General features: G+C 56.0%; 17 protein-coding genes, 1 rRNA gene and 1 pseudogene. 14 read left to right on the top strand and 5 right to left on the bottom strand.

Annotation, left to right across the window (positions count from 1 at the left end; genetic code table 11):
- A 5S ribosomal RNA gene (gene rrf / locus VPH40_RS19265) occupies window positions 1-113 on the top strand.
- Between the two features lie 129 nt (window positions 114-242).
- Here the strand turns inward: rrf and uraH are convergent.
- Complete coding sequence (gene uraH, locus VPH40_RS19260; protein ID WP_070303439.1) at window positions 243-596, bottom strand: hydroxyisourate hydrolase; 354 nt, start codon at window positions 594-596, stop codon at window positions 243-245.
- 121 nt (window positions 597-717) lie between these two features.
- On the opposite strand from uraH, the gene puuE reads away from it, so the two are divergent.
- The 10 genes from puuE (at window position 718) to VPH40_RS19210 (ending at window position 16,666) form a co-directional block, all read left to right on the top strand.
- Complete coding sequence (puuE, locus tag VPH40_RS19255) at window positions 718-1,671, top strand: allantoinase PuuE (RefSeq protein ID WP_099665391.1); 954 nt, start codon at window positions 718-720, stop codon at window positions 1,669-1,671.
- A gap of 99 nt (window positions 1,672-1,770) precedes the next feature.
- Complete coding sequence (gene xdhA, locus VPH40_RS19250; RefSeq protein ID WP_328574245.1) at window positions 1,771-3,237, top strand: xanthine dehydrogenase small subunit; 1,467 nt, start codon at window positions 1,771-1,773, stop codon at window positions 3,235-3,237.
- Between the two features lie 10 nt (window positions 3,238-3,247).
- Window positions 3,248-5,593: a xanthine dehydrogenase molybdopterin binding subunit gene (xdhB, locus tag VPH40_RS19245; protein WP_328574244.1), complete on the top strand. Its 2,346-nt coding sequence runs from the start codon at window positions 3,248-3,250 to the stop codon at window positions 5,591-5,593.
- A gap of 9 nt (window positions 5,594-5,602) precedes the next feature.
- Window positions 5,603-6,670, top strand: coding sequence for a xanthine dehydrogenase accessory protein XdhC (gene xdhC / locus VPH40_RS19240; protein ID WP_328574243.1), 1,068 nt, complete (start codon window positions 5,603-5,605; stop codon window positions 6,668-6,670).
- A 9-nt stretch (window positions 6,671-6,679) separates the two neighbouring features.
- Window positions 6,680-7,996, top strand: coding sequence for a guanine deaminase (guaD, locus tag VPH40_RS19235; RefSeq protein WP_289899781.1), 1,317 nt, complete (start codon window positions 6,680-6,682; stop codon window positions 7,994-7,996).
- Between the two features lie 43 nt (window positions 7,997-8,039).
- The gene (locus tag VPH40_RS19230; RefSeq protein WP_328574242.1) at window positions 8,040-9,527 is read left to right on the top strand and encodes an adenosine deaminase family protein; all 1,488 of its coding nucleotides are present in this window, start codon (window positions 8,040-8,042) and stop codon (window positions 9,525-9,527) included.
- 531 nt (window positions 9,528-10,058) lie between these two features.
- A complete protein-coding gene (locus tag VPH40_RS19225; RefSeq protein ID WP_328574241.1) occupies window positions 10,059-12,482 on the top strand; it encodes a TonB-dependent receptor in 2,424 nt (807 codons plus the stop codon).
- Between the two features lie 211 nt (window positions 12,483-12,693).
- The gene (locus VPH40_RS19220; protein WP_328574240.1) at window positions 12,694-14,346 is read left to right on the top strand and encodes a bifunctional metallophosphatase/5'-nucleotidase; all 1,653 of its coding nucleotides are present in this window, start codon (window positions 12,694-12,696) and stop codon (window positions 14,344-14,346) included.
- A 17-nt stretch (window positions 14,347-14,363) separates the two neighbouring features.
- Window positions 14,364-15,593, top strand: coding sequence for a phospholipase D-like domain-containing protein (locus tag VPH40_RS19215; RefSeq protein ID WP_328574239.1), 1,230 nt, complete (start codon window positions 14,364-14,366; stop codon window positions 15,591-15,593).
- Between the two features lie 2 nt (window positions 15,594-15,595).
- Window positions 15,596-16,666, top strand: a complete 1,071-nt coding sequence (locus VPH40_RS19210; RefSeq protein ID WP_328574238.1) for a S1/P1 nuclease — start codon at window positions 15,596-15,598, stop codon at window positions 16,664-16,666.
- Window positions 16,667-16,701: 35 nt separating this feature from the next.
- Here VPH40_RS19210 and VPH40_RS19205 read toward each other — a convergent pair whose 3' ends face one another.
- Window positions 16,702-17,466, bottom strand: a complete 765-nt coding sequence (locus VPH40_RS19205; RefSeq protein WP_328574237.1) for a DeoR/GlpR family DNA-binding transcription regulator — start codon at window positions 17,464-17,466, stop codon at window positions 16,702-16,704.
- A gap of 85 nt (window positions 17,467-17,551) precedes the next feature.
- Between VPH40_RS19205 and VPH40_RS19200 the strand changes: the two are divergent.
- Window positions 17,552-18,136, top strand: a pseudogene (locus tag VPH40_RS19200) (NUDIX domain-containing protein); the annotation flags it as partial.
- A 392-nt stretch (window positions 18,137-18,528) separates the two neighbouring features.
- Here the strand turns inward: VPH40_RS19200 and VPH40_RS19195 are convergent.
- The 3 genes from VPH40_RS19195 to VPH40_RS19185 form a co-directional block, all read right to left on the bottom strand.
- A complete protein-coding gene (locus VPH40_RS19195) occupies window positions 18,529-19,074 on the bottom strand; it encodes a toxin-activating lysine-acyltransferase (protein ID WP_305063261.1) in 546 nt (181 codons plus the stop codon).
- Window positions 19,056-20,774 (bottom strand): hypothetical protein, encoded by a 1,719-nt coding sequence (locus VPH40_RS19190; RefSeq protein WP_328574236.1) that lies wholly within the window; start codon window positions 20,772-20,774, stop codon window positions 19,056-19,058. Before VPH40_RS19190 ends, VPH40_RS19195 begins: the two co-directional genes overlap by 19 nt.
- A 137-nt stretch (window positions 20,775-20,911) precedes the next feature.
- On the bottom strand, window positions 20,912-21,154 hold the full coding sequence (locus tag VPH40_RS19185) for a hypothetical protein (protein ID WP_143451385.1): 243 nt from the start codon (window positions 21,152-21,154) through the stop codon (window positions 20,912-20,914).
- Window positions 21,155-21,669: 515 nt separating this feature from the next.
- On the opposite strand from VPH40_RS19185, the gene VPH40_RS19180 reads away from it, so the two are divergent.
- A complete protein-coding gene (locus VPH40_RS19180) occupies window positions 21,670-23,049 on the top strand; it encodes an HlyD family secretion protein (RefSeq protein ID WP_328574235.1) in 1,380 nt (459 codons plus the stop codon).
- A 38-nt stretch (window positions 23,050-23,087) separates the two neighbouring features.
- A complete protein-coding gene (locus tag VPH40_RS19175; RefSeq protein ID WP_099665378.1) occupies window positions 23,088-25,187 on the top strand; it encodes a peptidase domain-containing ABC transporter in 2,100 nt (699 codons plus the stop codon).
- Window positions 25,188-25,291 lie beyond the last annotated feature (104 nt).

The following is a 25,291-nucleotide window of genomic DNA, read 5'->3' as shown; positions in this document are numbered from 1 at the left end:
CCTGATGACCATAGCAAGTTGGTCCCACCCCTTCCCATCCCGAACAGGACCGTGAAACAACTTTGCGCCGATGATAGTGCTGCAACCAGTGTGAAAGTAGGTTATCGTCAGGCTTGTTATTCGTAGTAGAAGAAAACCCGTCAAGCAATTGGCGGGTTTTTTTTCGTCTGGTGGTTTGGTTTTATCAGCAGACAGGCGTAAAAAAAGCAGCGCTGCGCGCTGCCTTTGTCATGTAACGTCGCTTAACTTCCGCGATAGGTCGAATACGACCACGGTGACACTACCAGCGGCACGTGGTAGTTCTCGTCCGTATGCGCAATGCCGAAGGCCAGGGTGACCAGATCGATGAAACGGGGCGAAGGCAGTTCCACTCCCTGGGCGGCGAAATAGTCGCCTGCGTTGAACACCAGTTCATATTGACCCGCTTTCATGCTCTCGCCTTCCAGTAATGGCGTGCTGCAGCGGCCATCGCTATTGGTCATATCCATCTTCAATAGCACTTTTCCTTCCGGCGCAACTGAAAACAGGGCCACCTTGACGCCGGCTCCCGGCCTGCCGTGGGCGATATCGAGTACATGCGTGCTGAGTTTTCCCATTTGCTATCCTGTATATAGGGTGAGTGAATGTGCTTATCGTGCAAATCATATACCGGTGACTGCGCCTGGCTATATGATTGGGCATATAGCCAACATTGTCCTCCTATAGGCGCGCCTCCGCATGAACAATTACGAAGATTATCCACGCGACTTGATCGGCTATGGCCGCACGCCTCCGCATCCGCAATGGCCGGGCAAGGCCCGCATCGCCCTGCAATTCGTCCTCAATTACGAGGAAGGGGCGGAGAACAGCGTGCTGCATGGCGATCCTGCCTCGGAAACCTTTTTATCGGAAATGATCGGTGCGGCCGCTTTTCCCGCGCGCCACCTGAGCATGGAGTCGATCTACGAATACGGCTCGCGTGCCGGACTGTGGCGCTTGCTGCGCATGTTCGAGGACCGGCGCCTGCCGCTGACCGTATTTGGCGTATCGATGGCCTTGAAACGCAATCCGGAGGCGGTGGCCGCGTTCCAGCAACTGGGGCATGAAATCGCCTGTCATGGCTTGCGCTGGATTTCCTACCAAAACATGGATGAAGCGACGGAGCGCGAACACATGCGTGAAGCCGTGCAGATCATCCGCGAATTGACGGGTTCCGCCCCGCAAGGCTGGTACACCGGGCGCGATTCGCCCAATACGCGCAAACTGGTGGTGGAGCATGGCGGTTTCCGCTACGACGCCGATTACTATGGCGACGATCTGCCATTCTGGGAGAAAGTGGCGTACACGGATGCCGCCGGCATGCCGGCCGTGCGGCCGCAGCTGATCGTGCCTTACACCCTGGACACGAACGACATGCGTTTTGCCGCCATGCAAGGCTTTAATTCGGGCACGCAGTTTTTTGATTATCTGAAGGATGCCTTCGATGTGCTGTATGCGGAAGGCGATCCGAACGGCTTGAATCAGCCGAAGATGTTGTCGGTGGGCTTGCATTGCCGCCTGGTGGGACGTCCGGGACGGGCCGCGGCGCTGGCGCGCTTCCTCGACTACGTACAGGGCCATGAGCAGGTGTGGATCACGCGCCGCATCGATATCGCCGAGCACTGGCATGCGACGCATCCCTATGCTGCTTGATGGGTATTGATATTGGATGATAAGTAAAATCAGTCTTTGCATATAGTTGTCCCATATGCCGGTGTTAATCTCCTATACTGGGACTATACCGAGGCCAGCATGTCAGAACCGATCCGCTTTTATTACCGTGGTGCCGTACAGGAAGTACGCAACGCCGCCCCTACGCAGACTGTGTTGCAGCACCTGCGCGAGGATTTGCATTGCACGGGCACCAAGGAAGGCTGTGCCGAAGGCGATTGCGGCGCCTGCACCGTCGTCATCGGCACCCTAGTCGATGGCCAGGTCGAGATGAAGGCCGTCAACGCCTGCATCCAGCTCACGCCCACCCTCGATGGCAAGGCCCTGTTTTCCGTGGAAGACTTGCAGCAGCCGGACGGCGCCCTGCACCCGGTGCAGCAGGCGATGGTCGAGTGCCACGGATCCCAGTGCGGTTTTTGCACGCCCGGTTTTGTCATGTCCTTGTGGGGCATGTATCTGAAAAAAAACGGCGAGATGCCCACGCGCTGCGAAATCGACGACACCCTGTCGGGCAATCTGTGCCGCTGCACCGGTTACCGGCCCATCATCGATGCCGCCAGGCGCATGGGGGAATTGCCGCACGTCACGTTCGATCGCGATGCCTTGAGGGAGCAATTGCAGGCGCTGCAGCGCGGCAGCCTGCATACGTATGAACATGGCGGCCAGCACTTCCACGCGCCGCGCAGCATCGATGAATTGGTGGCGTTGCGCGCGGAAAAGCCGCAAGCCTGCCTGCTGGCCGGTTCCACCGACGTGGGCTTGTGGGTGACCAAGCAATTGCGCGACCTGGGCGAGATCATTTATCTGGGCCACGTGGCTGCGCTGAAAACCATCTCCGCGGACGACGGCAAGCTGCACATCGGCGCTGGCGCCAGCCTGAACGATGCTTACGGGGCGCTGTGCCAGCATTACCCGGAGGAATTGTCGGAACTGTGGCAGCGCTTTGCCTCCTTGCCGATTCGTAACGCGGGTACCCTGGGCGGCAATGTGGCCAATGGTTCTCCCATCGGCGACTCGATGCCGTGGCTGATTGCGCTGGGCAGCGACATCGTGCTGCGCGGCCCCGCCGGCCAGCGCATCATGCCGCTGGAAAACTTCTATCTGGGATATCAAAAGAAAGATCTGCAGCCTGGCGAATTCGTCGAAGCCGTGCTCGTGCCCTTGCCGCGTGCCGACGTACAATTTCGCACCTATAAACTGGCCAAGCGCTTCGACCAGGATATTTCGGCCGTGTGCGCCGCGTTCGCGTTCCAGCTCGATGGCGAACGTATCGTCGATGCGCGCATCGCCTTTGGCGGCATGGCGGCCACGCCGCAGCGCGCCGCGCAAACGGAAGCATTTTTGCGTGGACAGGCGTGGACGGAAGAGAACCTCGTCATCGCCATGCGCTTGCTGGCCGACGATTACGCGCCCCTGTCCGACATGCGCGCGTCAGATACCTACCGCATGACGACGGCGCAAAACCTGTTGCGCCGCTTCTGGCTGGAAACACGCCCCGCTGCGCCCTTGTTGCGCACGGCCGTCAACGCCTACGCTTGCCGCGCCTGAAAGGACCAGCATGAACCATCCTGCCATGCCCGAACTGCAAGCGGCCGCCTGGGCCGCCGTGGGCAAGCCCAGCCCCCATGAATCGGCACAATTGCATGTGCTGGGGCAAGCCACGTACACGGACGATATCGCCGAACTGCAGGGTACCTTGCATGCGGCGCTGGGCCTGTCGCAAAAGCCGCACGCGCGCATCACGGCCATGGATTTGTCGGCCGTGCGCGCCGCTGGCGGTGTCGTCGCCGTCTATACGGCGCAGGACATTCCCGGCACGAATGATTGCGGTCCCATTATCCACGACGATCCCATCCTGGCTTTTGATCTGGTGCAATACGTGGGCCAGCCCATCTTCATCGTCGTGGCCGATACGCATGACCATGCGCGCCGCGCCGCCCGCCTGGCGCAAGTGTCATATGAGGAATTGCCCGCGATCATGACGCCGCAAGCGGCCAAGGCCGCGCAATCGTATGTGCTGCCGCCGATGCAGCTGACGCGCGGCAACTACCAGGCCGCGTTCGAAGGCGCGCCGCATGTGGTCAAGGGCCAGCTCTACGTGGGCGGCCAGGAACAGTTTTATCTGGAAGGACAGATTTCCTACGCCATCCCGAAGGAAGCGCAAGGCATGCTGGTGCTGTGTTCGACCCAGCATCCGAGCGAGATGCAGCACGTGGTGGCGCATGCGCTGGGCGTGCATTCGCACAACATCACGGTCGAGTGCCGGCGCATGGGTGGCGGTTTCGGTGGCAAGGAATCGCAGTCGGCCCTGTGGGCAGCGGCGTCATCGATTGCTGCGGCCAAACTGAAGCGCCCCGTCAAATTGCGGGCCGACCGCGACGACGACATGCTGGTAACGGGCAAGCGCCACTGTTTCTATTATGAATACGAAGTGGGCTACGACGACGAAGGCCGCATCCTTGCCGCCAAGGTCGACATGACCACGCGCGCCGGCTATTCGGCCGACTTGTCCGGCCCCGTCGCCACGCGCGCCGTCTGTCACTTCGACAACACATATTACCTGTCCGACGTGGACATCCGCGCCGCCTGCGGCAAGACGAATACCCAGTCGAACACGGCATTCCGGGGCTTTGGCGGGCCGCAGGGCGCCATTGCCATCGAGTATGTCATCGATGAAATCGCCCGCCACTTGCAACGCGATGCGCTCGATATCCGCCTGCTCAATTTCTATGGCCGCAACGATGCCGAGGGACGCAACATCACGCCCTACGGGCAGAAGATCGTCGACAACGTGATCCATGAACTCGTTGCCGAACTGGAAGAGAGCAGCGATTACCGGGCGCGCCGCCGCGCCATTGACGCCTTCAACGAGGCCAGTCCAGTCCTGAAGAAGGGCCTGGCCTTCACACCCTTGAAATTCGGCATCGCCTTCAACGTCACGCATCTGAACCAGGCCGGCGCCCTCGTGCACGTGTACGTGGATGGCTCCGTGCTGGTCAACCATGGCGGCACGGAAATGGGGCAGGGCATCAATACCAAGGTCATGCAGGTGGTGGCCCACGAGCTGGGCCTAGACCTGGACCGCGTGCGGGCCACGGCCACCGATACCAGCAAGGTGGCGAACACGTCGGCCACGGCGGCGTCCACCGGCGCCGACTTGAACGGCAAGGCGGCGCAGGATGCGGCGCGCCAGATCCGTGAACGCCTGGCCGATTATGCGGTCAAACTGTACGGCGGCGACGTTGCTGCTGTGCGCTTCTTTGACAACCATATTCACGTGCATGGCCATGTCGTCGCGTTTGCCGAACTGGTGCAGAAGGCGTATCTGGCCCGCGTACAACTGTGGTCGGACGGTTTCTATGCCACGCCCGGCTTGTCGTGGGATGCGAAGACGATGACGGGCCATCCATTTTCGTATTACGCGTATGGTGCGGCTGTGGCGGAAGTGGTGGTCGACACCCTGACAGGCGAATGGAAATTGCTGCGTGCGGACGCCTTGTACGATGCGGGTCAGTCATTGAATCCCGCGATTGATCTGGGTCAAGTGGAGGGGGCATTTATCCAGGGCATGGGCTGGCTGACGACGGAGCAGCTGTGGTGGAATGCGGCGGGCAAGCTGATGACGCACGCGCCATCAACGTACAAAATTCCTGGCATTTCCGATTGCCCGGAAGATTTTCGTGTGAAACTGTTTCAAAATCGCAATGTGGAAGACAGCATCCACCGTTCCAAGGCCGTGGGCGAGCCGCCGCTGCTGTTGCCGTTTTCCGTGTTCTTCGCCATCCGCGACGCCATTTCCAGCGTAGGCCATCACGCCGTGCAGCCACCGCTCAACGCCCCCGCCACCAGCGAGGAAATCCTCAAGGCGGTCATGGCCGTGCAAGCGGCGCATGCCGGCGCCTAGGAGTACAGCATGAGCGACTGGCTGACAGCGATGGAGAACGACACGCAGGCATCCGTGCTGGTGACGGTTGCCCTGGTGGAAGGTTCCGGACCGCGCGAGGCGGGCGCGAAGATGCGCGTGACCCTCGATGGCCAGGCGGACACCATCGGTGGCGGCCACCTGGAATTGCGCGCCGTGGAAATCGCCAAGACCATGCTGGCCACGGGCGAGACCCATGCGCGGCTCGAGCGTTTTGCGCTGGGGCCCAGCCTGGGACAATGCTGCGGCGGCGTCGTTCACCTGGCATTCGAATATGTCGATGCCAGCCTGAAAGCATTGCTGGCCGCCTTGCGCGAACGCCGCCAGCAAGACAGCTGGCGTTTGACGGCGCTCGACGGTGTAGCCGCGTCGGCGCTGTTCGATGCTGCCGGTCGCCTGATCGCCGGCACAGGCGCACAGGCGCCCGACACGTTTTCGCGCGAACGCAGTACCCATGTCGCCCAGGATGGGAACGGTCGGCGCTGGCTGGTCGATCCCTGCCTGGCGCCGCGCGCCCATTTGACCCTGTTTGGCGCCGGCCATGTGGGTGCCGCCATCGTGCGCGCGCTGGCCCACTTGCCCTGCAATATCACCTGGGTCGATGAACGCGAAGACATGTTTCCTGCGCAACTACCGGATAATGTGCGCATCGCCGCCACCGATATGCCCGAGGAATTTGTCGCCATGGCGCCGCCGGGCGGCAGTTTTCTCGTCATGACGCATAGCCATGCGCTCGATCAGCGCTTGACGCAAGCCATCATGGAGCGCGAGGATGTGGGCTGGTTCGGCTTGATCGGTTCGCACACGAAACGCAAGCAGTTCGAGCACCGCCTGCAGGCGCGCGGCGTGCCGGACGCGCGTATTGCCGCCATGGTGTGTCCTATCGGCATGCCCGGTATCCGCAACAAGGCGCCGGCCGTGATCGCCGCGTCCGTTGCCTGTCAACTACTCATGGTGTGGGAGGAAGCGGCCGCGGCCGCCCTGGCCGCACCGCTGCGGCTGGCTACTGCCAGCGCGCCACCGCGACGCGAGAAACGCGCCGCCATTCACCCGTTATAGAAAGAAGTCATGCCGATTGTTCCTGCTACATTGCAAGCTTACCGTGCCAGCTTGCTGCACTTCCACGCCGATCCCGCCTTTAGCGAGGAGGCGCACGCCTGGCATGCGGATGGCTTGCTGATCGTGGCCGATGGCAAGGTCGTGGCCGCCGGCGATTATGCGCAGCTGCAAGCGACTTTGCCGCCCGGCACCGAGATCGTCGATTACCGCGGCAAGCTGATCGTGCCGGGTTTCATCGATACCCATCTGCACTTCCCGCAGACGGAAATGATCGCCTCGCCCGCTCCCGGTTTGCTGCCGTGGCTGGAAACCTATACTTTCCCCACCGAGCGCGCGTTTGAGAATCCTCAACATGCGCGCGATGTGGCCGAGTTTTTCCTCGATGAACTGCTGCGCTGCGGCACCACGACGGCCATGGTGTATGGCAGCGTGCATCCGCAATCGGTCGATGCCTTCTTTGGCGCCAGCGAGGCGCGCGGCTTGCGCATGGTGGCGGGCAAGGTCATGATGGACCGCAATTGCCCCGAGTTCCTGCGCGACACGGCCGAGTCGGGCGCGCGCGAAAGCGAAGAGCTGATCCAGCGCTGGCACAAGCACGGCCGTTCGCTGTACGCGATCACGCCCCGTTTCGTGCCGACCTCGACAAATGAACAGATGCACCTGGCGGGTGAGCTGGCGCGCGCCTATCCGGATACGTATTTGCAGACGCACGTGTCGGAAAACGCGGATGAATGCCGCTGGGTGCGCGAATTGCATCCGCAGGCGCGCAGCTATCTCGATGTGTATGACCAGTACGGCATGCTGCGTCCGCGCGCCATGTTCGGGCATTGCATCTGGCTCGACGAGCGCGACCGCGCGCGCATGGCGGAGACGTCGTCGGCGGCCGCCATTTGTCCTACATCAAACCTGTTCCTGGGCAGCGGCCTGTTCGATTTCGAGCGGGCCGATGCGGCGCGGGTGCTGCTGTCGCTGGCCACCGACGTGGGGGGCGGCACCTCGTTCTCGATGTTGCAAACAATGAACGAAGCCTATAAAGTAGCACGCTTGAAAGGCAGCTATCTGCCCGCCTTGCGCATGTTTTATCTGGCGACCCTGGGCGCTGCACGGGCCATGCAACTGGAAGGCACCCTGGGCAATTTCGCGGCAGGCACGGAAGCGGATTTTATTGTGCTCGACAAGCAATCGACGCCGCTGCTCGAGCGCCGCACTGCCGGCTGTCAAAGCCTGGAGGAATTGCTGTTTGCCTTTGCGCTGCTGGGCGACGACCGTGCCGTGGCCGCCACCTATTCAGGCGGCCGATGCGTGCATGTGCGGGGGCAGGGCTGACCTACCCGTTGTTCCATACGAATTATCCTGAGCGAGAACGCGAATGCACAAGAAACTCACTGGCCTGGCGCTTGGCGCCGCGCTGGCCTTGACCGGAACGGCGCAGGCCGCCCCGTCTTCCAATGAAGCGGCCACCGCGCGTCATTTTGCAGCCCTGGTTGCCGGTGCGCAGCCGAAGACGGCCGAGTTGAGCCTGTTCTTTTCCATGATGCCCAAGGGCGGTGACTTGCATCACCATTACTCGGGCGCCATTTACGCCGAGCAATTCCTTGACTGGGTCGACAAGGAAAACTATTGCGTCAACAAGACAACCTATCGCATCGAAAGCAACAAGGACGTCGTGGCGGCCGAGCGCGCCAAGCCGGCCGCGCAGCGTGGATGCCTGTCGTCCACGGAAGTGTTTGCCGATGCGGGCCTGTATGCGGAATTGCTGCAGCGCTGGTCGACCAAGGATTTCTATAATCACGGCGCCATCCAGACCCCGCCGGACCGTACCTTCTTCGATACCTTTGGCTATTTCGGCCCCGTGGCATCCACGAACACGGCCGATGGCCTGAAAACCCTGAAGCAGCGCGCCATCGCGGAAAACCTCAGCTATATCGAAACGATTTTCGAGCTGTCGCCATTCGTGCAAAACGCGCAGTTCGACCAGCAAGTGCTGGCGCCGGGCTTGCAGCCGGCCGCGCTGCAAGCGCTGCTGGCCAACTGGACAGGCAGCCTGGAGCAGGATGCCGGCTTCCAGAAAAGCATCACCGCCTACAACGACAACGTCAACGCCAGCAGCGCCGGTATCGACGATGCGCACTTCACCATGCGTTACCAGGCGTATGTGTTGCGTTTCCTGTCGCCATCGCAAGTTTTTTCCTCGATGGTGGCCGCGTTCAAGGCAGCGAGCCTGAATCCCTTGCTGGTGGGCGTGAACATCGTGGGCCAGGAAAGCGTGAACGTGTCGATGCGCGATTACAGCCTGCACATGGAAATGTTCAAGTTCCTCAAGGCAAAATATCCGAACGTAAAGATCGCCCTGCACGCCGGTGAGCTGGCGCTGGGCATGGTGCCGCCGGAAGGCATGGCTTTCCATATCGCCGAAGCCGTCGATGTGGCGGGCGCCGACCGTATCGGTCACGGCATGGATATCGCCTACGAGCACAATGCGCTGGCGACCATGCAAAAGATGCGCGAACGGGGCATACCCGTGGAAGTGAACCTGACCAGCAACGATTACATTCTCGGCATCAAGGGCCAGGCCCATCCGATCACCCTGTACCGCAAATATGGCGTGCCCTTCGTCATCTCCACCGATGACGCGGGCGTCTCGCGCAATACCCTGTCGAATGAATACGTGCTGTTTGCCAGCCAGTACAAGACCGATTATGCGGAAATCAAAAAGCTGTCGTATAACAGCTTGCGGTACTCGTTCCTGGCGGAAGCGGACAAGCAACGTTTGCTGAAAGCACTCGATGCCCGTTTCACCCGTTTCGAAGCCTTGATCGCAAATAGTGATCGTAAAGCAACTGTTGTAAAACCATAAAAGTATTTCACCTCTCCTGCCTGCCACGCGACCGCAACTAGCGGTCGCGTAACCTCCGCTTCTTCATAGTTACAAAACCCTCTTTTTAGCCTTTTTGTTGTGCCTTTACGACACAAAATGACGCGCTGGTAGTGCTTTCTTGCAATTATTTTCTGAAACAATTTCCAAGTCTTGCCGCTCATCTATAATTTCGCCCCGATGAGGTGAGCTTGCTCGGTTGATACAAAAAATGCGGCTTCCAGCGGTGATTTATATTTTTTATATATAAATCATTAAAAAAAAACGTATTTGTCAGCCTACAGACCTTAATGCATAGTTGGACGGCGAAGAATTGAATAAGTCATTTTTGATATCGCTTTTGTGACAATTCAGGATGTCTAGCGGCTCCTGTCACATTGCGGTCATATCCGTGTAACGGATTTGAAATATTCGATCTTTATACTGCCGTGTCTAGTTGGATAGTTTCCGTGTTTCACCACAATATAAGCAAGTCAAAATCTTGTAAGTTACAACACACTCTAGGGGGTTCAAATGCAGTTCATTCAACAACCAAAATTGCGACTAAGTATGATCGCAGTGGCATGCCAACTGGCTTGCTTCGGCATCTCCACTGCGCATGCGCAAAGTGCTGAAGGCACGGTATCGCCATCGACGGTGACCGTTACCGGGAAAAAAGTTGGTATGGGCTTGATGGTGCAGGAAGATGCGCCAAAGGCACGCAGTACCGTGACGGCCGAGGAGTTGGCAAAACAGCGTCCAACCGGCAATGCATACGATGCCCTGACTCTGTTGCCATCGGTGAACACCTATGGCTACGATGCGACTGGTCTGTTTGGCGGCGGCTTGGCCATGCGCGGTTTCAACAGCGATCAGATCGGCGCGACGGTGAATGGCGTGCCAGTGAATGACTCCGGTAACTTCGCTGTATTTCCACAAGAATATGTAGACCAGGAAAACACCTGCTCGCAATTTGTGACCCAAGGCTCGACCGACGTTGATTCCCCACAAGTGGGTGCAACTGGCGGTAACTTTGGTATTACTACCTGCGATCCAGAAGATAAATTCCGTGTACGCGTCATGCAAACCCTGGGCCAGTTGAATCTGGCAAAGTCGTATGTGCGTGTCGATACCGGCCGTTTTGCCAATGACAAAGCGAAGGCATTCATGTCGGTGTCGAATGCGCAAGCGGATAAATGGAAAGGCAAGGGCAAAGCCGATCGTACTCACGTTGACGTTGGCTTCAATTACGACTGGAACCGTTTCAATTACATTCACGCTTCTATCGGTTATAACCGCGCGATTAATAACAACTTCCGCTCGCTTACGCTGAAAGAGCTGGCCACCGAAGGTTACGACGCTGATTACAGCTCCACTTATGCTGGCCAGGCTGCACTCAGCCCAGGCAAGGCAAGCGCTGCCGGTCCACAGGCAGGCACCGGCCAGCCAGCCGCTTACTACAAGCTGGCCCTGAACCCATTCGAGAACGTCATCGCGTCGGCGATCGGTAAATTCCGTCTGGCCGAAGATCTGGATCTGAAAGTCGTGCCTTACTACTGGTATGGTTTCGGCACCGGCGGCGTGCAGCAAAATACGCTGAAAGAAGCCGGCGGCTTCCTCAATCCTGTCACCGGCAAGATCGCCGCCAGCAAGGATGTGAACGGCGACGGCGACAGCCTCGACACCGTATCGATCTATCGCGGCAGTCTGACCCGTACTCATCGTCCTGGCGTCACGACTTCGATCACGTATAACGTGGGCGACCACCAGATTCTGGGTGGCATCTGGTACGAGCGTGCGAATCACCGTCAAACGGCACCTGGCCAACTGGTCAACGCAGATGGCTCCGCACCGGATATCTGGCTGCGCAACAACCTGATTACCCGTCCGGACGGCACCTTGTATCAAAACCGCGATTGGGAGACGATCAGCACGGCTTACCAGGCGTTCCTGCAAGATACCATCACGTTGATGGACAACAAGCTGAACCTTAACATCGGTGTGCGCGCTCCATACATCAAGCGTGATTTCACCAATAACGCCAGCGAAGGCAGCAATTCGCAAACCACGTACAACGTGTCGAAGACGTACTCGGACGTGTTGCCACAATTGGGCGCGCGTTACCGTGTTACCAACGACGACCAGATCTTTGCCAGCCTGGCGAAGAACATGCGTGCGCCGAACAACTTCGTGCTGGCACCGAACAATCCGCCGTACGTGACTGTGACGAATGGTGTTGCCACCATCGTCAAGGACGTCAAGCCTGAAGTGTCGTGGAGCCTGGACGTTGGCTACCGTCATCAAACCAAGGATATTTCGACCTCGCTGACCGCTTTCTACACGGACTTCAAAGATCGCCAGGCAACCGCAATCGATCCAAACACACTGACCAGCCTGACGACCAACGTAGGCAAGGTGCGTAACAAAGGTCTCGAGTTGGAAGTCGGCAACACGCCGATCAACGGCTGGTCGGTTTATGGTTCGCTCGGCTACCTGAAGACCAAGATGGAAGATGATCTGGCCGTGGTCGCCAAAACCGTCAATGGCAAAACCATTGTTGGTTATGCACCAACCGCTGGCAAGAATTTCTCGCTGTCGCCTAAGCTGAAAGCCGGCTTGAGCGCCTCTTATGAAACCAACGCCTGGTATGTTCGCGTAAAAGCCCGTTACACCGCCTCGCAATACGCTACGCTGGTGAACGACGAGGAAGTGCCAGCGTACACCCTGGTTGACCTGGATGCGGCATATCAGTTGCCAACTTTCGGCATGTTCAAGAATCCTAAGCTGACCCTGAACGTATCGAATTTGTTGAACCGCGAGTACCGCAACCCAAGTTCCGGTACGGGTATTGGCGCCAATGATATCGTTACGGCTGCCGGTACGTTCGCAGGTCGCGCACCAACCTACTACATGGGTGCACCGCGCTTCGCGTCGGTCACCTTGCGCGTCGACTTCTAAGCATGGCTGTCAACTCCGCGCTGCCCGTTAGGGCGGCGTCGAGTTGTATCAACCAGGCTGAGATAGCAAGAGTACAGGCCTTCGGGCCTGTTTTTTTTATGGGTAAGGATCTTTCACCGTCTTTGCCATTGGCGCCGCCCCGTCCAGGAGTCTCCGCATGATCCCATCCCTTTCCCTCCACCGGCCTCCATCGAGGTTGCCACGTCTGCTCATGCTTGCCCTGTTGATGACCGGTTGCGCCACGCATCCCGCGGTGCCCGTCGATATCAACCTGGTCGCCCTGAACGATTTTCACGGCAATCTGGACCGCAGCAAATTTAGCTACACGAGCATCGCCGATGCCGAGCGCAAGACGGTGCAGGCCGGTGGCATCGATACCTTGTCCGGCGCATTGACTGCGTGGCGGCGCGAAGACGCGCAGCTGATTTTTGTCGGCAATGGCGATTTGGTCGGCGCCAGTCCCGCCATGTCGGCGCTGTGGGCCGATGAACCGAGCATCGTCGCCATGAACATGCTGGGCATGAAGGCCAGTTCCGTCGGCAACCATGAATTTGACCAGGGCAAGGCGGAACTGTTGCGCCAGCAGCGCGGCGGTTGCGACTCGTCGCGCGCCGACAAGGCATGCAAGTTCACACCCGATTTCAAGGGCGCCAGCTATACCTATATGGCGGCCAATGTCATCGACACGCAGACGGGCAAGTCCTTGCTGCCCGCCTACCGCATCGAAGAGGCGCATGGCGTCAAGGTGGGGTTGATCGGCGCCGTGCTGAAAGATACGCCGTCCGTGGTGACGGCCGCCGGCATTGCCGGTTTGCAGTTCGGCGACGAAGCGGACGCCATCAACGCCACCTTGCCGCAACTGCGCGCGCAGGGCGTGGGCGTGTTCGTCGTGCTGCTGCACCAGGGCGGCGAGACCAAGGAAGCCGTCGACCAGCCCGATTGCAGCCAGCTGAAGGGCGAAGTGGTGGATGTCGTGAAACGTCTCGACCCGGCGATTCAGCTGGTCATCAGCGGCCATTCGCACCAGGGTTATCTGTGCCGTGTCGATGGCCGCCTGGTGACGCAAGCGCAGATGGGCGGACACATGTTGACGCGCATCAAGCTCAAGGTCGATCCCGTCAAGAATGCGCTGATCGATGCCAGCGCGCACAACGTTGTCATGCTGCCAGGCATGTATGAGCCGGACCCGGCCGTGGCAGCCTACCTGGAATCGGTGAAGCAGCGCAGCGCGGCCGAATTGTCGCGTCCCGTGGCCGCCATCGCCGTGCCCACCGTGGGCCGCAGCACCAAGGGCGGCGGCGCTTCCCCGCTGGGCGACCTGGTGGCCGACAGCACTCTGTTCGGCGCGCGCGCAGCCGGCGCGCAAATTGGCCTGATGAACAATGGCGGTATCCGCAAGGACCTGGAAGCGGGCGCCGACCTGATGACGAACGTGGGCCAGAACCAGGCCGTGGTGCCGTTTGGCAATACCCTGATCGTCGTGAGTCTTTCCGGCGCGCAAATCCGTACCTTGCTCGAGCAGCAATGGCCGGGCGAAGAGGCCGGCGAGGGCAATCTGCTGCAAGTGTCCCAAGGTTTTAGCTACCGTTGGGATAGCACGCAGCCGCAAGGCCGGCGCGTGCTGCCTGACAGCATCATGCTGAATGGCATTCCTCTTGAAGACAATCAACAATACCGAGTCGCCGCCAACAGTTTCCTGGCCGGTGGCGGCGACCGCTTCACCGTGCTGGCGGCCGGCACGCGCCGCCTGGACACGGGCGTGCGCGATATCGACGCCTTCAGCAATTACCTGATCGACCGCGCGCGCGCCGGCAAGCCGACTGGCAGCGCCACGGCGGCCGGCCGCATCGTGCGCGTCAAATAACATTACAAGGAATAACCATGCGTCGCTTATTTGTTTCTGTCGTTCTCTCCAGTCTGTTCGCGGGCACGGCCCACGCCGATTTCACGATTCCCGGCTTTGAGCTGGTACACACCTCGCCCGTGGAAACGAGCTTGACCAATCCCGACCTGCGCGAGCCCGTCACCGTGTGGAGCGAGCTGTTTGATTCGGCCAAGAAAGAAATCGTCATCGCCCAGTTCTATGCCGTCAGCAAGCCGGGCACGGCTTTTGAAAAAGTGCTGGCCAGCCTGACGGCCGCGGGCCAGCGCGGCGTGAAAATCCGCTTCCTGCTGGACCAGAAGGGCGTGGGCCTGTCGGAAGCGGCCACCATCGACCGGATCAAGGCGATACCCAACCTTGATATGCGCCTCATCGACTTCAATAAAATCACGGGCAATGGCATCGTGCACGCGAAATACCTGGCCGTCGATGGCCAGGTGGCATACATCGGCAGCCAGAATTTCGACTGGCGCTCGTTCGAGCACATCCATGAGACGGGCTTGAAGATCACGGAGCCGGCCATGGTGAGCCAGGTGCAAGCGATTTTCGAGCAGGATTGGCAAGCCCAGGCATTGACCTCGCAAGGCAGCCGCGCCACGGTGCTCAACAGCAAGATCGTGCCTGCCAATTACGCGCAAAACGCCTTCCTGCTGGCCAGCCCGAATGCTTACAACCCGGCCGGCGTGGGGGACTCGGAAACGGGCTTGCCCGCCTTGCTAGCGGAAGCGAAAAGCGAAGTGCGCATCCAGCTGCTCGACTACGCGCCCCTGTCCTACGGCCCGAACCGCACGCGGCCGTATTACGCCGTGATCGACAATGCCCTGCGTACGGCCGCCCAGCGCGGCGTGAAGATCAAGCTGATGGTGTCCGCCTGGAATACGGAAGCGCCCGCCATCGCCTACCTGAAAAGCCTGGCCCTGGTGCCGAACGTGGAAATCCGCATCGTGACGATACCCACGGCGTCGACGGGTTTCATCCCGTTTGCGCGCGTGATCCACAGCAAGACCATGAGCATCGACGGCAAGCTGGCCTGGGTCGGCACGAGCAATTGGGCGGGCGGCTATTTCGACCTGTCGCGCAACCTGGAAGTGGTGTTGCGCAACGATGCCATGGCGCAGCGTATTGCCGCGCTACATGAGCAGACGTGGAGCTCGGCGTATGCGCAGCCCATCGATATCAACAAGCAATATCCGAAGCCGGCCAAGGCGACGCCGCAAGGCAAGGAGTGAACATGAAAAAACTGTTGACGGTGCTGGCGCTGGGCGCCGCTTTCTCCTCCGGCAATGTGCTGGCCTGGGGCAACGACGGCCACCGCGCCGTGGGCGCCATCGCCGATCAGTTGCTCAAGGGCAGCGCGGCGCAGGCGCGGCTGGAGAAATTGCTGTTGCCGGGCGAAAGCCTGGAAAAGATCGCCAACTGGCCCGATTGCGTGAAGGGCACATATTGCGGTCCGCAATCGCCTGAAATGTTGACCTATGTCGCGGCGAACCCCAAGCATGGCGAATACCATTACACGAACGTGCCGTTCCAGAACGCGCATTACCACGACCATGGCGTGGGCACGGCCGATGTCGATATCGTGCAGACGCTCAAGCAGGCGATCCTGGTGTTGCAAGGCAAGGATGATGCGGCCAGCAATCCGCACGGCTTCAGCCAGCGCGAAGCTTTGATTTTGATCACACACCTGGTGGGCGATATCCACCAGCCATTGCATGTGGGCAATGCGTTTGTCGGCAAGGATGGCCAGTTTTTCGTGCCCGCCACGCAGGCGCAGATTGACGATGTCACCGTTTTCAATGCGCGCGGCGGCAACGACTTGCTGCTCGACGATGCGAAGATGACGGCGCTGTCGGATGCCGTGATTCCCGCGCCGCTGCCGGCTGAGGATGGCGCGGCCAAGCCCTCCAGCGCGTATCCGAAGTCGCCCACCAAGCCCCTGCATTCATATTGGGACACGACCGTCGTCGATTACGCCATGCGCCGCCTGAGCACGCGCACGCCGCAGCAGTTCGCGCGCACCGTGATCGCCAGCGCGCCTGTGGTCAGCGCCAATAGCGGCGACCCCGCCACCTGGCCGTATCAATGGGCCGATGCCTCGCTGGCGGCGTCAAAGATTGCCTTCACTGACGTGGTGGCCGGCCCGGCCACGCAGCAGACCAGCCGCAAGGGCGATGTCTACAACGTGTGGGCCTTGACGGTACCGGACAATTATCCCGTGCCCAGCTCGGCGCTGGCGAAGCAGCAGCTGATCGAGGCCGGCTATCGTCTGGCCGCCGTGCTGCAGGCGATCTGGCCGCAGTAAAGTGTCATGCGAAAGCGGCCTGCGGGCCGCTTTTTTCATGCCAGGGTGATGCTGATCCCCATCTCGCGGTAGGGCGCGATCAGGGCGTCTTCCACGTCGCGGTGCACGATGATGTCGTTGACCTGGCTCAAGGGGACGATTTGAAACGGCGAGGCCGTATTGAACTTTTCCGGCGAAGCCAGCACGACAGTGCGGCTGGACGCTTCGCTCAGCGCGCGTTTCACGCACGCTTCTTCGTGGTCCCCCGTGGTGACGCCCGCTTGCGGATGCAGGCTGGACACGCCCATGAAGTACAGGTCGGCGCGGATGCGGCCGATGGCTTCCACGGTGGCCGCGCCGACACCCACGATCGAGTGCTTGTACAGGCGCCCGCCCAGCATCAGCACCTCGACGCCGGGGTGATTCACCAGTTCGACGGCAATCGAAGGGCTGTGCGTGACGATGGTGGCGCGCAATTCCCGCGGCAGCTGGCGCGCCAGTTGCACGGCAGTCGTGCCGCCATCGAGAAATACCACCTGCCCCGTTTGTATCATGGCACCCGCCGCGCGACCGATGGCGGGCTTGGCTTCCAGCGAAATCTGTTCGCGCCCCGCAAACGGCGCCAGCGCGGGCGAACGGGGCAGCAAGGGCAGGGCACCGCCGTGTACGCGCTCCAATAAACCCTCTTTCGCCAGTTCGCGCAGGTCGCGGCGTATCGTGTCTTCCGACAAGCCCAGGCTATCGCTGACGGCCTTGGCGACGATCTGGCCTTCGCGCTGGAGCAAGTCCAGCAGGTATTGTTTGCGTTGATGTGTTAGCATGATTTTTCTTGTATTTTCTTGATATTGCACGAGTTTGCATGATAAAGTCGGCAAAGGCAAGCATATACAAGCACAAGGAGACACTATGCGTGAAGAAAATAGCAAGCAGGAACGGGTCCGCATCCACGGCGTGCAGACCCTGTCGCACGACTGGTATTTATTGCAGAAAACCACGTTCGACTATCTGCGCCGTGATGGGCAATGGCAGACGCAGACGCGGGAAACCTATGACCGGGGCGATGGCGCCACCATCTTGCTCTACAACAAAGTCAAACGCACGGTGATTTTGATCCGCCAGTTCCGCTTCCCTACCTACCGCGAAGGCCACGACGGTTTCCTCATCGAATCGGCGGCCGGCTTGCTGGAAGAGGCCAGCGCGGAACAGCGCATCCGCGCCGAAGTGGAAGAAGAAACGGGCTATGCGGTGGGCGCCGTGCATAAAGTGTTCGAGGCTTTCATGAGCCCCGGTTCCGTGACGGAGCGCCTGCATTTTTTTGTCTCCGAGTACGATCCGGCCAGCCGCATCGGCGATGGCGGCGGTCTGGCGCACGAGGGCGAGGATATCGAAGTGCTGGAACTGCCCCTGGCGCAAGCGCTGCAGATGGTGGTCGATGGCCGCATCTGCGACGGCAAGACCATCATGCTGCTGCAGCATGCGCAGTTGCACTTGATGCCGCCAGCGCAAGAGATGCGACGGGGCCTGCAGATTTTAGTAGCTGGCCCGTATCGTTCCGGCACGGGCGACGACCCCGTCTTGATGCAGCGCAATGTGGACGCCATGCAAGCCGTCTGCCTGCCGCTGTATGCCAAGGGACACATGCCCGTGCTCGGTGAATGGCTGGCCTTGCCCATGCTGGCGCTGGCCGGTTCTACCCGGGTGGGCGATGTCGTGTATGAGGAATTATTCCACGCGCATGCGACGCGTTTATTGAGCCATTGCGATGCCGTGCTGCGCATCGGTGGGCCATCACAGGGGGCGGAACAGATGGTCAGCATGGCCCGCCATTCGGGCATACCCGTATATTTCTCATTAGAAAAACTTTTGGAAATGCACAGTTCTAGCTAAATAAGATTTTTGAATGCAGGGCAGTCGGACTTCCCGCAAGTACAGGATCCGATTCCATGCGACGGTGCGAGGAAAAAGTAATTTTTTCTATTTCGGGTTATTTCTTTGTAAATTCGTTCTTCGTTCCTTATTCTGAAGTAACGAATTTTTTTCTCGGCAAGGAAAACATCATCGCGTAAATCATTTAATATATACATTAAATTTCCAGACGGCGCCAGAAAATCCATGATCCATAATGAATTTCCACAATTCCACTCTTCCGCGCTGATATTGGCATTGTTTGTTTTCATGATGCGTAGTTCTGTTGAACTGTCCAGGTATGCCCATGCAATATACCCAACGGGAAATCCTTCAATATTGAAGTAAATTTTTATATTTTTCTGCAATATTGCATTGAGTAAGTTGTTTGATAAATAAGAAATTTCCCTATTAGCATGGGCAGGGTTGTTCTTCATGATGATAATGATGTGGCCCAGAATTTCAGCTGTTTCTTGTATCTTCTGTGCAGGTCTGTCATACACTCTCAAAAAACTGTTTCGCATAATTTTTTCATCAAATTTTTTTCATCGTCATTGGATGTGCGATTTTGAAAATAATTGATTAATTTATTTTCTTGATCGACATTTTTCACGAGTAAGGGAGCCATAGTCTCCGAGAAGATTGAACCCTCGCCAATCCATGCGCTTAAGTCTATATTTCCGTCTATTGGGTCGGATAGAGAGATTTTGTTTTTATTGATGAGGTTATTGATGAAATCTTTGCTATCCAGGCCAGATGCAACATGCATATCGATTGTTCTGTCGAGTGTATGCCTGTATAAATCCGGGGTTCCCTGATTTATCCTGAGTGAATTAATCTTGATAAAAAGGTGAGCGGAATTCCTTTCGGAAGGGTTTTTCTTGAATAGACAGGCATCACGCAGATTCCAATATGAATCTATGAATTCATGTAGCAGGCGGATGTCATTTAATTCTGGGAAAAGAGAAATTTCAGCTTGTTGTTTATTTTTGCATAGGCTGATCAATCGAATTAAAGAGTTCAGGCTGTAACTGCCCATTTTCTCTGGCATGAGAGCATCTTGCCCGGCGCAAGCAGGATACAGCTTGAACGGTTCGGAATTTCCCTTGAGTATTATTTTTTTAAAACAAGAAAAAGCAGATTTTGTTAGATGATTGTCAATGGATAGTAAATCCCATGCGGGTATGCCAGTTAGTTTTAAAAATTCCAGCTGAATGCTATCAGAAAGCTTTTTTGAGAAAATGGAAAGAATATCGTTTGGGGGAACCAAGAATCTCTTCTTCTCGTTAGGCAAATACCTTTGGATGGAAAGAACTATTTCATTTATGGTATTTTTAATTTGACTATCTTCGCCAAAAGGAACCCCATGTTTGGCGACTATGATCTTCCCATAATCTGAAACGCTTGATGCAGTGCCAAAATCAATCCAACGTCCATCCATGCACATGTTGGACGGAGATTGCAAGCCATGTGACAGGCGTTTTGCCGTTGCTGCCGCATGTTGATCGGCAAAACGTTCAACCATGGCGATTAGCAAGCTATTCAGCTGGTGGTTTGAATTGCTCAGGAAAGGGGCTGCGTCACTTGCTTGCGCCAAGGCCACTACTGCGGCGCGGGTTCTTTCTGCATCCGACGCCATGCCATGTCTCGCCTCATCATGGCGCGAAAAGTAAAGTGATCGGACAAAATGGCCGGGTCTCAGTGCCGCTTCACGGATAGTAAGTCCTCGACGGGTTGTTTCTGAAGTCCCTTCCGCTGACGAAAAGGCTGGAACCCGGGTGCCGGTATCAATGAGGCCGTGTATCCTGACGGCGCCGTGAGGTAGCGCGCTGTGGCTTATCTCGCTCCAGATGGCTTCCCTGATCCCGCCGGCCAGAGATTCGCCACCATAGGAATGCCAGAAAGACGTGGCACTTCCTGCCAAGGGATTTTTGCCTATTCCTTTAATTTGAATGCTGTTTCTCAAGCCACATCGGGCTCCCCCCCCATTTGAAGTTACACCTACGCCGCCATATCTTTCGCCAAGAAATAGCTTGATGTCTTTCGCAGACGAGGCAGAGGGATGATCACCATCAATAGGAATATAAAAAGCATGTTCATCAAGGTCCGGTGGCGATATTCCGTAAGGATTGCTCCAGACTATTTTCGCCGAGGTGAGTTTTTGTGCGGAAAATTCAACAAAAGAAGATTTTGGTAGAATATTTTCTAAAAAATTATTTATCATGAAAATATTGAATTTAAAATTACATATCAAATAATGTTAATTTTATTGCTTATTTTGTGAAACGGAAGGAGGGTATTTATCCCTTCCTTCCATTCCTGCATCTATAAATATTTACTTCTCAGATTGATGATGATAATTTAAAACTGCATATCCCACAAATCCCTGTAATAGCTGCCATCAGAGTAGCCGCCGCCGCCAGTGTCTCCGGCACCGCCACCTGCACCGGCTTGATAATCGGGCAGGCGATTTTGTGCAGCTTCTGCTGCTGCTTCATCGGCCAGGATGCGTTGGCGTTCATCTTCCGTCAAATCCCACCAGCCTTCGTCGCTAGAGCCGGCACCGGCAACGGCTTCTAATTCTTGAATATTTAAAATACGCATGAATACTGCCTTTCAAAGATGAATTGACATTCCAGGATGAACTGGAAAGTTTTCTCCAATATGGAGGGTATTCGTTAAGAAACATATCAAAACGAAATATTTGGATAGAATCATGGTGCACGTTAAAAATATGAATTATTTTCATGTTGCATCATGGCGTTGTTTCATCTGACGCTGATCTAATGTAAGTTGATTTTTTAGAAAAATCAATAGAATTCAATTGAAGTGGAAAAAAATCGGCTACAATTATTTTCCGTTGATCCGTTGATAGTGTGAGGAAAACTGTGCCAAAACAGCCGTGGATAAGCTACTAAAAGTCGACAATTTTTATTGTCGAATTAACCATGTGAGATAGCTTGATGATCACATAACAATATGGTCATGTATCTCAGACACATACATGTCTTACTGCGCAGTATGAGTGAACAGAAATAATACCGTCAGGCTTTATGCATGTTTAACCTCATCAGAAATTCGCTTTATGTCCGGGAATGGACTTCAAGGTATAGGTATCAATGAACATACATGACATGCCTCTGGAAACGAAGATAGAAGCCACAGTGCCACCCGCAAAAAATGAGGAATCGCAACCGCTTCCATTGTTCCGACCGGAAGTTCACCTATCGAGAAGCAGCCAGTGGGCCGGAGCCATCAGTCTGGCGCAGCCCGTTTCACGCTGGCTGGTGGCGGGGATTGCTTTTATCGTAGGCCTGTTGCTGATTCTGTTTATTTCTTTTGGTAGCTTTACAAAAAAAAATCGCGTCGTTGGTATTATTGTTCCTCAGGGTGGCAGCCTTGGAATTGCCGCACTTGCTGCAGGTGTTCTGACAAAAAATTTTGTGAAGGAAGGGCAGCATGTACAGATCGGCGATCCTCTGTTTGAATTGTCAACAGCCCGGCAGGCGGGTGATGGGGAAATCACAGGGTTGATCGCGCAACAGTTGGCGGTCCGACGGCAGACGCTGGATGCGGAACGACGCGTTCTTATTACGAGAATAAAGGAAAAAGGCCAGCAAATTGACGAACGGCAGCGAATTTTAGCCAGTGAAATTAGTCAATTGAACGTGGAATTGGAGCTGGCGGGACGACGTGAAGAGTTGGCGAAGTCAAGCGTTGCGAAGTACGAAACGTTGCAGCGTAGTGGCTATGTCTCCGACGCGCAAGTTCAGCAGAAGCAGGTAGAGTTGATTGATTACTCAAGTCGATTGAGCAGTCTGCAGCGAACAAAGGCTCAGCAGGCAGCCAGGAATTACGCTTTGGATGCAGAGCGTACGAATCTGGCGGGAGAGCTCACCGGTCAACTAGTGCAATTGGATCGTGCTGTTGCCAGTATTAGTCAGGAGGCGGCAGAGAATGAGAATCGAAAATTAAATTTCATCACCGCCCCCAGCAGCGGGACAATTACCACGATTACCTATCAGGCAGGACAGACCGTGAGTGGTGGGCAGGCACTTGCGACACTCGTACCCGATGCCACCGAACCACAGACAGATGCGGACGGACTTGAAGTCCACTTGTATGCTCCGAGCCGGACAACTGGTTTTGTTGCCGTCGGACAGGATGTATTAATGCGCCTGCAAGCGTACCCTTATCAAAAATTCGGCCTTCAGACTGGCGTCATTACAGGTGTCAGCAACACGCCGTTTGCTCCAAGTGAATTACCAGTGAACCTGGCCAGCACAATTTTAAGTAACTCGGAAAGGAGCTTACCAGGTTCTAACAGCAATGAAGCTCTTTACCGCATTAAGGTAAGGCTGGCACGTTCCTATATCCTGGTTAATGGGAAGAGGCAGTCCTTGCGACCAGGTATGGCGCTGGAAGCGGACATTATTCAGGACAAACGGCAGATATGGGAGTGGATCGCTGAACCATTGTTGACACGTTTGAATGGTTAATCATCATAAAGAAGCAGCCAAACGAAAATATAGACTTGATGAAAACTATACTCCAAACTGAAAAAAGCGAATGTGGCATTGCTAGTCTGGCCATGATTTGTAATTATTTTGGCTATCACGTCGGCTTGCCTGAGTTGCGCCGAAAGTTTTCGATAAGCCTGAAGGGGACAACCTTAGCGCAACTCGTACGATATGCGGGAGCGATGCACATGGCTGCGCGTCCCCTGCGCTTGGAGTTGGATCAGCTTGCAGAACTGAAATGTCCCGCCATTTTGCATTGGAATTTGAATCATTTTGTCGTTTTGAAAAGTGTCAAACGAAAATTTTTCGGTAAATTGCTTATAAAAATCATTGATCCTGCAATTGGGGAAAGAGTTGTTTCGATAGATGAGGTGTCGAAGAATTTCACTGGCGTAGCCCTGGAATTGACGCCAAACGATGCGTTTGAAGTAAAGCAGGAAGAGAAAAAGATCTCCATTCGTGCATTGACTGGAAGAATTTCCGGTTTGCGTCGGGCTTTGATACAAATTTTCTTACTCGCAATTACACTTGAATTATTTGCGATTGTAATGCCACTTTTCAACCAATTTGTGATTGACGAAGTGATAGTTGCTGGTGATAAAGATCTTTTGCAAATTCTGGTTCTTGGCTTTTCCTTACTACTGTTGACGCAGACTGCGATTGGACTGGCCCGCAGCTGGTTTCTGATGCGTTGGAGCATAGACATTGGTTTTCAATGGGGGAATAGAGTGTTCGCCCACCTGACACGGCTGCCCATTTCCTATTTTGAAAAAAGGCATGTCGGTGATGTAGTGTCGCGTTTTTCGAGCATGAGTGCGATTCAATCTACGTTGACCAATATTTTTGTTGAAAGTGTTATCGATGGGTTGATGGCCTCGTTTGCCCTGATCATCATGATCATGTATAGCCCACGTTTGACAGCGATCGTTGTCATCGCCGCATTATGTTACGCACTGTTGCGGTGGGTATTTTATCAACCCCTGCGCGAAGCTTCTTTGGAGAGGATTCTACTTTCTTCAAAAGAAAATACGCACTTTCTGGAAACCATACGTGCAATCACTCCGTTGAAGCTATTCGGACGTGAATCCGAACGTGGCGCATATTGGCGTAATTTAAAACTTGATGTTATCAATAGAGATATCAAGACCCAAAAACTTGGCATTGTATTCAAGGTTGGCAATGGTTTGATTTCTGGAGTACAAGGGTTGAGTCTGCTTTATTTGGGCGCAATGGCCGTCATGGGGGGGAGCATGACGGTGGGTATGCTCATGGCCTTCGTCAGTTATTCCAGCACATTTTCCAGTCGTGTCTTCAGCTTGATCGATGTCTTTGTCAACTTCAGAATGCTAGGTATGCATGCAGAGCGTCTGGCCGATATTGTGCTCGAACCGGTGGAGCCTGAAATGGATTTCGAGCTGGATACAACGGGCATTCAACCCGCCATTACATTGAAAAATGTGAGTTTCCGCTACGCAGAAGGTGAACCATGGGTCTTGAAGGACGTTAACTTGCACATACCGGCCGGCCAAAGTGTCGCCTTGGTTGGAGCAAGTGGCTGCGGGAAGACAACCATGTGCAAAATCATCACTGGTCTGCTGTTGCCGTCATCTGGTGAAGTGCTGATCGACAATATTCCAATTCAGAAGATCGGGCTGAGGGCCTATCGAACACTGGTGGGCACCGTGATGCAAGACGATGTGTTGCTTGCCGGATCCATCATGGAGAACATCAGTTTTTTTGATACGAGCATGTCGTATGCTGCGGTCGAAGAGTGCGCGAAACTTGCTGCCATACATGAAGAAATAGCGAGAATGCCCATGGGATATCAAACACTGGTCGGTGATATGGGCAGCAGTTTGTCAGGAGGGCAGAAACAGCGTATTTTGCTGGCCAGAGCATTGTATAAGCAACCCAAAATATTGGCGCTCGACGAAGCTACCAGTCATCTCGACATTGCAAATGAATACAAGGTCAATCTGGCGATAAACAAGATGAACCTGACACGTATCATGGTGGCGCACCGACCGGAAACCATCAAAATGGCGAGCCGTGTCGTCCACCTGGTTGCAGGGCAAGTTCATGAATCATTATTCGAGAAGGATGGTGCCCAGGTTTAAGGACCGCACGCCAGGTATGGAACGACACTTGTGTTCCTGAGCTCTCAGAACGAGGCAGGATGGAGAATGCACCGGAAAGCGTGATCGCTTTCCGGTGTTGTGGG

The organism is Janthinobacterium sp. P210005 (genome assembly GCF_036231865.1).
Taxonomy (GTDB): Bacteria; Pseudomonadota; Gammaproteobacteria; order Burkholderiales; family Burkholderiaceae_D; genus Janthinobacterium; species Janthinobacterium kumbetense.
This window is presented reverse-complemented; position numbering and strand designations above follow the sequence as displayed.